Source organism: Micromonospora sp. NPDC092111 (assembly GCF_044755745.1).
In the GTDB taxonomy this organism is placed as follows: Bacteria; Actinomycetota; Actinomycetes; order Mycobacteriales; family Micromonosporaceae; genus Micromonospora.
In genome coordinates this window covers 22490-32447 of the sequence record NZ_JBIVRQ010000027.1, presented here as the reverse complement: position 1 = coordinate 32447, position 9958 = coordinate 22490, and the positions used below count along the sequence as shown (strand labels likewise).

Annotated in this window: 8 protein-coding genes; 5 read left to right on the top strand and 3 right to left on the bottom strand. The window is 72.9% G+C overall.

What is annotated here, in order from left to right:
- The first annotated feature begins 346 nt into the window (after window positions 1-346).
- Window positions 347-1144 (top strand): S1 family peptidase, encoded by a 798-nt coding sequence (locus tag ACIQG9_RS28615; RefSeq protein ID WP_400408215.1) that lies wholly within the window; start codon window positions 347-349, stop codon window positions 1142-1144.
- A gap of 91 nt (window positions 1145-1235) precedes the next feature.
- On the opposite strand, the gene ACIQG9_RS28610 is transcribed toward ACIQG9_RS28615, so the two are convergent.
- Window positions 1236-4064 (bottom strand): Hsp70 family protein, encoded by a 2829-nt coding sequence (locus ACIQG9_RS28610; RefSeq protein WP_400408213.1) that lies wholly within the window; start codon window positions 4062-4064, stop codon window positions 1236-1238.
- Between the two features lie 84 nt (window positions 4065-4148).
- A complete protein-coding gene (locus tag ACIQG9_RS28605; protein ID WP_400408212.1) occupies window positions 4149-5021 on the bottom strand; it encodes a DUF3152 domain-containing protein in 873 nt (290 codons plus the stop codon).
- A gap of 140 nt (window positions 5022-5161) precedes the next feature.
- On the opposite strand from ACIQG9_RS28605, the gene ACIQG9_RS28600 reads away from it, so the two are divergent.
- Together ACIQG9_RS28600 and ACIQG9_RS28595 are read left to right on the top strand one after the other, a co-directional pair.
- The gene (locus ACIQG9_RS28600; RefSeq protein ID WP_400408210.1) at window positions 5162-5665 is read left to right on the top strand and encodes a SigE family RNA polymerase sigma factor; all 504 of its coding nucleotides are present in this window, start codon (window positions 5162-5164) and stop codon (window positions 5663-5665) included.
- Entirely contained in the window at window positions 5662-6411 is a 750-nt protein-coding gene (locus ACIQG9_RS28595; RefSeq protein WP_400408209.1) for a hypothetical protein, read from the top strand. The genes ACIQG9_RS28600 and ACIQG9_RS28595 overlap by 4 nt, the downstream gene beginning before the upstream one ends.
- A 486-nt stretch (window positions 6412-6897) precedes the next feature.
- Here ACIQG9_RS28595 and ACIQG9_RS28590 read toward each other — a convergent pair whose 3' ends face one another.
- Window positions 6898-7218, bottom strand: coding sequence for a hypothetical protein (locus tag ACIQG9_RS28590; protein ID WP_400408208.1), 321 nt, complete (start codon window positions 7216-7218; stop codon window positions 6898-6900).
- Window positions 7219-7430: 212 nt separating this feature from the next.
- Between ACIQG9_RS28590 and ACIQG9_RS28585 the strand changes: the two genes are divergently transcribed.
- Both ACIQG9_RS28585 and ACIQG9_RS28580 read left to right on the top strand, forming a co-directional pair.
- A complete protein-coding gene (locus ACIQG9_RS28585) occupies window positions 7431-7826 on the top strand; it encodes a helix-turn-helix domain-containing protein (protein ID WP_400408206.1) in 396 nt (131 codons plus the stop codon).
- The gene (locus ACIQG9_RS28580) at window positions 7823-9877 is read left to right on the top strand and encodes an integrase core domain-containing protein (protein ID WP_400408205.1); all 2055 of its coding nucleotides are present in this window, start codon (window positions 7823-7825) and stop codon (window positions 9875-9877) included. Before ACIQG9_RS28585 ends, ACIQG9_RS28580 begins: the two co-directional genes overlap by 4 nt.
- The last annotated feature ends 81 nt before the right edge of the window (window positions 9878-9958 follow it).

Below are 9958 nucleotides of genomic sequence, written 5' to 3'. Positions count from 1 at the left end.
ACCTCCCTGTCGGGAGAGCCGAGCTGACCGGCCGGCCGGGCCGCGCCGGCGCGGCCGGGGGGGGGGGGGGGGGGGGGGGGGGGGGGGGGGGCCCCCCCCCCCCCCCCCCCCCCCCCGCGCCCGGTCGCGGGTCGCCGCGACGCCGGTCGTTCTCCTCCAGGACGGCGGCTGTCTTACCCCGCCGGGCGACGTTCATCCGTGTCCGGCCCGGTCGACCCACCGGTACGGAATCGGATCACGATCGTATGACCACACCGATATGTTGATGTCTGTCGATTGACGGCCCTAGGCTCCCGCCATCGAACCGGCGCTCCTACGAGGGGTGCCGCCGAGGGTTGGAGGCCCAGTGAACCGTTGGCGCAGTCTCATCGGCCGGATGGCCGCCACGTTGGTGGCGGTGACCGCCGGATCCCTCGTCCTGGCCGCCCCGGCCAGCGCGGCCCCCATCGCCGACCCCGCCCCGTCGGTGGTCGGTGGCACCCGGGCCGCGCAGGGTGAGTTCCCGTTCATGGTCCGGCTCTCGATGGGCTGCGGCGGGGCGCTGTACAGCCCGCGGCTGGTGCTGACCGCCGCCCACTGCGTCAGCGGGACCGGCACCAACACCAGCATCACCGCGACCCTCGGTGTGGTCGACCTCCAGTCGACCAGCCGGATCCAGGTCCGCTCCAACTACGTCTACCGGGCCCCCGGCTACAACGGCAGCGGCAAGGACTGGGCGCTGATCCGGCTCGCCACCCCGGTCACCACGCTGGCCACCCTGCCCATCGCCACCACCACCGCGTACGACAGCGGCACCTTCACCATCGCCGGCTGGGGTGCCGCCAGCGAGGGTGGGGCCCAGCAGCGTTACCTGCTCAAGGCCACGGTTCCCTTCGTCAGCGACGCGAGCTGCTCCGCCTCCTACGGTGGCGACCTCATCCCGGCCGAGGAGATCTGCGCCGGCTACGCCAGCGGCGGCACCGACACCTGCCAGGGTGACTCCGGCGGCCCGATGTTCCGCCGGAACGCCTCGAACGCCTGGATCCAGGTCGGCATCGTGAGCTGGGGCAACGGCTGTGCCCGCCCCAACTACCCGGGCGTGTACACCCAGGTGAGCACCTTCGCCTCGTCGATCGCCTCGGCTGCCGCCAGCCTCGGCGGCTGAGCCCACCCCGGGGTCCACGCCCCGGTGAACCCGCACCGCCGCGCCATCGGAAGCCGGACCGGCTCCCGATGGCGCGGCGCCGTTCGGCCGGTCAGCCGTCCCCGGCGAACCGGTACAGCACGAAGTCCCGTTCCGCCCCGCAGACGATCACCTCGGTGTTCCACGAACACGACTGGCCGCGGACGCCCTGAAGGTCACCCATCGCGGTCAGCTCGCCGGACGCCGACACCCCGGCGATGCTGCGGTCGCCCTCGATGGTGTTCGGCGTCTCGGCGAAGACCAGCAGGTTGCCGGCGTCGACCCGGGCGGCGAACCCCTTCTGATCGGTCAGCAGCGCCTTCCCGGCCGGGTCGAAGAGGGTCGCGGTGGTCTTCGGCGACTCCCGCTGGACGAGCAGGTGCTCGCCCAACGACACCAGGCCGACCCCGCCCGGCGCCGGCCAGCGGCGGCTGCCCTTCCCCTCGGTCGCCGCCACCACCTCGGTCCGCTGGGTGTCGCCCTCCGGCACCTCCAGCAGGCAGGCCCGGTGTTCGCCGCAGGCCACCAGCGACGTGACCCGCCGCCGGTCGCCCGCGCTGTAGAGCACCGTCGGTTCGGCGAGGCCGCCCAGGTCGTACCCGAGCAGCTTGTACCCCTGGTCCTCGTCGACGACGTACAGCCGGTCCCCGTACGCGGCCACCCGGTCGCCCACGTCGGCGACACCGGTGCGGCTGCGCAGCACCGCGCCGCTGTTCATGTCGATCAGCCGGACCGACCGGTCGGCGCCCACCTGCACCAGCCGGTCGGTGTCGCCGAGCCAGGGCGCGCGGGGCTCGCCGTCCAGGTGGGCGGGGCCGCCCAGGCCCTGCTCGGTGCCGACCGGCACCACCGTGGTCCGGGTGTCGCCGTAGTCGTTGCGCGGGTTGGCCTGCTCCCAGGCCCGCCGGCCGTCGCCCAGCCGCAGGCCGACCAGCCGCCCGCCGGTCCGGTCCACCCACACCACGGTGTCCGGGGTGACGTGCAGGGCGTCGTCCCCGTGGACGGGCAGCCGCCACCGCTCGTCGCCGGACGAGGCGTCGAGCACCACCGCGTCCCGTGGGTTGCTGTCCCCGGCCGCGTCGGCGACGGCCAGCACCGCCCCGGGCACCGCCCGGATCCCGGCCCACCGTTGCGCGCCCGCCGCGACCGTGCTCCGCCAGACCTGCTTCCCGGTGCCGGCGTCGACCGCCACCACCTCCAGCCGGTCGTCGGGTAGCTGGTAGGCGAGGTAGCCGCGGTCGCCCAGGACGGCGGTGAACATCGCCGTCGGCCGTTCCGCGCCGGCCGGCGGCCGGGCCACCTCGACGAGGGTGTGGAACTCCAGCGCCGGGTAGCGGTCGCGGGTGAACCAGAGCGCCGCCGCGGTGACCACGCCGACCAGCGCGAGGCCCGCCCCGAGCGCGATCCAGCGCCGCCGACGTCCGCGCCGCACCGGCGTCGCGGGCGGGCCGCCGGGGCCCGCCGGCACCGGCGTCCCCGACCCGGGTACGCCCGGCCAGCCGGCCCCCGGCCAGTTCCCCGGCGGGTACGGCGTCCCGCCCGGCCCCTGCTCCGCCACCAGCGTCCCGCCGGCCCCGGCGGGTTGACCACCGTGCGGCCCGGCGGGCGGGGTGCCGGCCGGCAGGGTGCCGTGCGGCCCGGCGGGCAGGGTGCTGGCCGGCAGGGTGCCGTGCGGGCCGGCGTCGGGCGGGGCGGGGCGGGTGCCGTGCGGTCCGGCGGGTGCGGGACCCGCCGGCGCGGCCGGTCCGGGACGGGTGGTCCCCCGGGGCATCGGCAGGTCGGTGAGCGCGCCCTCGGCCACCGGCAGTTCGGGCTGCTCCAGCACGGTCGGCGCGACGCCCAACTCGGCGTGCAGCAGCCGGGCCACCAGGGGCACCCGGGAGGAGCCACCGACGAGGAACAGGCCGGCCAGCCGGTCGGGGGTGAGCCCCGCCGTGGCGACCACCGCCCGGGTCTCGGCGACGGCCCGCGCCAGCAGGGGAGCGGCGAGCCGTTCCAGGTCCTGGCGGGTGAGCGGGGCGGCGCTCTCCAGGCCGGGCACCGCGACCGGCGCGACGGTGACCCGGGACAGCATCTCCTTCGCCCCGCGTACGTTGTCCCAGAGCTGCTGCCGATCCCGCCAGCCGGCGGCGGTGTCCGGCCGGGTCAACCGGTGCCACCGCTGCGGGTCCGCCCCGCCGACCAGCTCACCGAGCCGGGCGACCAGGGCCGCGTCGAGGTCCAACCCGCCCAGGTCCGCCACCCCGCCGGCGGCGATCACGGTGAAACCCGAGTCGCCCCACGGGTCGGCCCCCTCGTTGCGGACGACGGCCACGTCCAGGGTGCCACCGCCGAAGTCGAACACGGCGATCGCGGCACCGACCGGCACCGGCCGGCGGAGCACCTCGGTGTAGTAGCGGGCCGCCGCGACCGGCTCGCGCAGCAGCCGGGTGCCGACCGGCACCGGGCCGGACATGGTGTGCTCGGCGGCCGACGGCCATCCGGCCAGGGCCAGCGCGTCGTGCAGCACCTGCCGGCGCGGGGCCTCCCACGTCGCCGGGTAGGTGACCACCGCCGGCGGCAGGAAACCCACCGCCGCCACCGCCTGGTCGGCCACCGCCCGCAGGGTCGCGGCGAGCAGCTCCGCCGGGGCGTACGACCGGTCGCCCAGGGGCACCGTGGGCTCGTCCACCCGGCGCTTCGGGTTCGGCTCGTACCGGGCCGGGTCGGCCTGTGCCAGGCGTTGCGCGTCCCGCCCGACGTGCAGCCGGCCGTCCGGGTCGGCGTACACGCCGGACGGGATGATCGGCTGGCCGTCGACGAGGAGCGGCCGGGTCCGCCCGTCGGGCCAGCGCAGCACGGCCACCGTGTTGGAGGTGCCGAGGTCGACGCCGAGGGCGTACCCGTCCTGCTGGTCTGCCATCCGTCGCTACCTCCGCCGGGACGAGGGGATGCCCGGCCCGCATGGTACGCAGCCCGCGCCGCCGCCCTGAGCCGCCGGTCAGCGTCAGCCCTGCCGGCCCGGCTCCCGGGGCGGGACCCGGTCGTCGTACGAGCCCGGCGGCCCCGAGTAGCGCACACCGTCGCGGTACGGCGAGGCGTTCGGGGTGCAGCCGTGCAGGCCCAGCGTCTGCTGCTGCATCACCGGCGCCGGCCGCCCGCGCCCCGGACACCGCTCGTGCCCCCGGCCGAGGCGGTGCCCGACCTCGTGGTTGACCAGGTACCGGCGGTAGGTGGCCAGACTCGCCCCGTAGCCCGGCACCCCCTTCACCCACCGGGCCACGTTGAGCACCACCCGGTCGCCGTTGCGGCACGAGGTGTAGCCGTCCGGCGTGTCACCGCACAGTTCGTCGCGGGTGCCGGGGGTGGCCAGGTAGATCGTGAAGTCGGCGGGCTGGTCCCGGCCGACCCGCCGCAGGCGCAGCGTCCCGTCCGTGGTCCAGCCCTGCGGTTCGTCCAGCGTCCGGGTGATCTCGGCGGCGACGCCCGCCACCGGCAGCCCCCGGATGTCGCGCTCCACGGCCACCCGGTACCGGAGCAGCCGACCGGCACCACCCGGGACGTCCGGCTGGGCGGCGGCGACCTGCCAGTGGTTGTCCCCGTCGGCGGGGTAACTGATCGCGGCGGGCCGGGGCCGCCCGGCCACCGGGCCCGACGCCCCGGCCGTGGCCGGGTCCGGCGCCGGATCGGCCGTCGTGGCCGGTTCCGTCGTGGCCGGCAGTCCGCAGCCGGCCAGCAGACCCACCAGCAGCAGTGCCGCCGCCGCCCGGCCCCGCGACGGCGACGCCGCCGCCCGGCCGCGCCGCGTGCGCCGGAACCGTCCCACCAGCGGCGGCACCGGGACGGCGTCGCCGAGGCGGCCCGTAACCTTCGTCGTCATGGGGCTCCCTCCACGCACCGCCGGTCGGCGGTGGGCAGCGGGAAAGACGAACGGCCCGGCGGAACAGTTGATCTCGTACGGACTCAACCTTCCGGTGGCCCCGCCCGTCCTGTCCGTCGTGGGATGCGGGAAGAGTGGGCATGGCCCGGGGTGACGAGGAGTTCGTCGAGTTCGCCCGGGTGGCGTCCGGGCGGCTGGTGCACGCCGCCTTCCTGATGACCGGCAACCACCACCAGGCCGAGGACGCCGCGCAGACCGCGCTGGTCCGCACCTACGCGTCCTGGTCCCGGATCCGCGACAACGACGCCTACGGGTACGCCCGGAAGGTCCTGGTCAACCACCTCGTCGACGGCTGGCGGCGGCCGATCCGCGAGTATCCCAGCGACGACCTCCCCGAGCAGCGGCGCGGCGACGTCGCCGACGAGGTCGTCACCCGCCGGTGGCTGCACGACATCCTGGCCGCGCTCAGCCCCCGCGAGCGCGCCATCGTCGTGCTGCGCTACTACTTCGACCTTCCGGAGGCGCAGGTGGCCCGCGAACTGGACGTGTCGGTCGGGACGGTGAAGAGCACCAGCTCCCGGGCCCTGGAGAAGCTGCGCGCCAGCGGCGTCCGTACGCCGCAGACCCACGGGACCCGCCGATGAACGAGCAGGACCAGCTCCGCGCGGCGATGCGGGCGACCGAACGGCCGTACCGGGACTCTCTCGACCTGACCGCGATCATGCGCGACGGCCGGCGGCTGCGGCGGCGCCGCCGGCTCGCCGGCGGCGGCGCGGCGGCGCTGGCCACGGTGCTCGTCGTCGTCGGCGTCGGGATCGGCCTGCGGTGGACCCGCCCGCCGGCGCCGGAGCAGCGGCCCGTCCCGGCCGCCACCGGCCCGGCGACCCACCGGCCCACGGAGGACCCCACCCCCGCGCCGGGCGCGACCACGTCGGAGCCGCCGCCGCAGCCGCTCGGCGACGTGGTGGACAGCAGCATCCGGTACGGCCCGGAACAGCGGGTGTTCTACTTCGTCGCGGTCGACCTGCCGGCGGTGCCCGGGGTGACGATCGGGCTGGTGTCCGGCCGCCGTGCCGCCGGCGGCAGGCTGACCTCCGACTTCCTGGTCAACGACGTGCAGGGCGTCGACCGGAGGGCGGGATTCCACCAGATCGGCTACGACCAGTCACTACCCCCGGACACCCGCCCCCCGGTGCCCACCTTCGGGTACTTCGTCGGGGCCGCGAAGCGGATCGTCGGCACCGCCGACGGCCGGCAGGTCGACGCCCGGCTGGCGCGGTGGAGTGTGGACCCGGACGTGGTGATCTTCTGGTTCGATCCGGCCGTGCTGACGCCCGGGGTGCGGCTGGACGGGATCGTCGCCCGAGATGTCGGCGGTCGGCTGCTCTGACGCCCCGTGGCCTTTGTCCCCTGGCCCTCGTCCCGTGGCCCTCGTCCCGTGGCCCTCGTCCCCGTGGTCCGGTGGGTCGTCGGGACCGGCCGAGAACGGCGCGGACAGGAGTGCGGCCCCGGCTCGGCGATTATGCCGTTGATCTGGGCCGGAAGCTGTGGAGCGGGCGACGAGAATCGAACTCGCACCGTCAGTTTGGAAGATCGTTTTCGGCTGTCGTGATCTGTCCGGTGTGCCTGGTCAGCGGCAGGGTCGTGGTGCCCGATCATGGCCGCTGGGGACGTCTGGGACACCGGTTACTGGCGCGTGGCCGGCACGGGTGCGCGGTGGGCGCGCGGCTGTCCGGCGGCGTACGGCTTACCGCCCCCGGCCTCTCGGGCCGGGGGCGGCTTGCCGTGTCGTGGGCTCCCCGCGCGCCTGGACCCCGGTACCCGGTGGCAAGCCGCGAAGCGGCGCGGCAGCCGATCGCCCCAAGTTGACCGTCGCTCAGCCAATCCCGCGATCGTCTCGGCCGCTGGTGTGCGGCTCGTCCTTATCGGCATCAACGAGGTCACCGGACGACTCGATCAGATCGATGAAACGTCGAAAGATCGACCAGGGAATCTGCCTGTCACCGACCTGCACCAGCACGCGATGTGCTGGCTGTGGCGTGAACGGGCCGTCGTCCGGGGTTGCGTCAGGAATGACGACGGCGAGATGTCCGCCTGCCTCCGACCTGCTGGTCAGCTCGTACTGCCAGGCATCGTCGGGCAGGCTGTAGTACGAGTTCACCTCGTACAGCTCGGTGCCGTGGGACCAGATCTCCACTACCGGATGATGGCAGATGCCGCAGTCGAGTCGCCCAGGCGGAGCAGAGCCGGCCCGTCCGGCCGATGCCGGCCGGAGGCCGCCAGCAGGCCGGGCCGGGCCGGCGCGGCCCGCTTGCGGGCCGCCTCGATCCTAAAGAGAGCGATTCGGCAGTGGTGGGTTGATGCCGGGTGTCCCGTCACGGGACATGCTTGACAGTCGCGTCCCACCAGATGCTTCATATGATCATGAGCTGGCTTCTTCATCGCGTGGTGTTTGCGGGCATCGCGTGGGGGAGGCCGGGATTGGCGCTGGTGGGGTTGTCGATCGTCGAGCAGAGGTATCGGGCGGTGTTGTCGGTGCAGGCCGGGGATCCGGTGGTGGAGGTGGCAGCCCGGGATGGGGTGTCCCGCCAGACGGTTCACGCGTGGTTGGCCCGGTATGCCGAAGCTGGTTTGGCGGGGTTGCAGGACCGGTCCCGTCGGCCTCGGGGGTGCGCTCATCAGGCGTCGCCGGAGGTGGAGGCGTTGGTGTGTGAACTGCGTCGGCATCATTCGCGGTGGGTGCCCGTCGGGTCGCCTTCGAGCTTGGACGCCATGGCTGCCCGGAGCCGGTGCCGTCGAGGATGACGGTGTATCGGATCCTGGTCCGTCATGGGTTGATCGAGCCGGTGGCGCGGCGTCGGGGGCGGAAGGACTATCGCCGGTGGGAACGGGCTCGGCCGATGGAGTTGTGGCAGATGGACATCGTCGGCGGGGTGTTCCTGGCTGACGGCAGTGAGGCGAAGGTCGTCACGGGGGTGGATGACCATTCCCGGTTCTGCGTGATCGCCCAGGTGGTGCGCAGGGCGACCGGCCGGGCCGTATGTTTAGCCTTCGCCGGCGGGCTGCGACGCTTCGGGGTGCCTGAAGAGGTACTGACCGACAACGGCAAACAGTTCACCGACCGGTTCGGCAAGGGCGGGGAGGTGATGTTCGACCGGATCTGCCGCGAGAACGGCATCATCCATCGGTTGACTCAGCCGGCTTCGCCGACCACGACGGGGAAGGTGGAACGGTTCCACCAGACCCTGCGCCGAGAGCTGTTGGACGACGTGCCGGTGTGGCCGGACCTGGACACCGCTCAGGCCGTGATCGACGTGTTCCGCGACGAATACAACACCGACCGCCCCCACCAGTCCCTGGACATGGCCTTCCCTGCCGACCGATTCAGCCCCGCTATGACGGCGCAGCAGGTGGTGCCGGTGAAGCTGCCGGCTCGACTCACCCAGCCCGGCCGATCAGAACCTCATCTCGCCACCCCTGCCCGTCCCGGTTGCGGCGCCGGTGCAGGTGGTGCCGGGGGCGGTGGAGTTCGAGCGGGTCGTTCCCGCCTCGGGCAACATGCAGGTCTGCGGAAAACAGTTCTGGCTCGGCCCCATCCGCTCTGGGATGACGGTGACATTCTGGGCCGACACCGACGTCATCCACTTGCTGCTCGCCGGCACCCGGATCAAGTCCGTGCGGTCGCACCTGTCCGTCAACGACCTGGCCGCACTGCACCGCGCCGGCGGCCGACCCGCCGGGCCACCACCCCTGCCACCAGCACCAGCCAGGCAGCCCACTGGCCCGGTGGAGGTCGACCGGACCATCGGCGCCAACGGCTGCGTCTCGCTGGGCCAGCACCTGGTCCTGGCCGCCGAAATCCTCGCCGGTCGCCGCGTCGGGGTCCGCATCGAGGAACACACCCTGGCCTTCTTCGACCTCGACACCCGCGAACTCCTCCGCACCCGCCCCAACCCATTGACCCCCGCGCAGGTGGCCCGACTACGAAGCGCCCGCCCCGCCGGCCCACCACCACAACCAGCCACCGGACCAGTGCGAGTGCAACGGCGGGCCTCCAACAGCGGCGTGGTCATGGTCGTCGGCCAGAAGATCGCCCTCGGCCGGGTCCACGCCCACAAGACCCTCACCATCGACGTCACCGACACCGAGCTGTCCATCCACTGCGACGACGGCACCCGCACCGTCCAACGCACCACCCGCCAGCCCGTCCGCAACCTGAAAGCCAAGCCGGCCTCGCAAGGTCGCCATCAATGGCTAGATCAACTGTCACCCGACGGGCCGGCCGGCGCACGCAGCTCTGCTGCCTCGCCACGGGCAGCCTCTGCCTTCATCCGAGCACGCGCTCGGTCTTCCTCGAAGGGCAAGACCTCGGCCAGCTCATCCAGGACATCCGCCATAGCTTCCCGCCAATCGGCGAACGCGCAGGACCAGCAAAGTCAGCCGGCCGCTGCGCCTGCACGGCGCGGAGCTGGCGCAGGCTAGCCTTCAACACAGGATCGACACCTACCACGCAAACTTCTCTCACCTCGGCCGCGACAACGACCCCGCAAGGTCGTACCAACTACCTAGGTCAACTGACAAACATGTGCTGGGACGGATCCGTCAAGCGTGGTGAGACTAGACATGAGACGTATTGGAGACCCAAAGCGGAGGGGGTGAACGCCAAGGCGGGAAGGGGTCAGTCGCATCTAATGCCTTACGTCATCGCCGGCAGCATAAGCAAAGAAACGAGCATCCACAAGGCTGATGTTGAGATGATTATGAACCCAATGACATACGGCTCATACCAGCGAAAGATGTTGCGAAGTGATGGCTTTTTTCGAAAGAAAACACTGCAGGCTTCGGTCAAGAAGTGATACTCCTCGTTCCTGTAATCGAACCACGAAGCCATCCCGACGATAATCAGTAGAATTGTGAATGATGCGGCGATCGTTAGA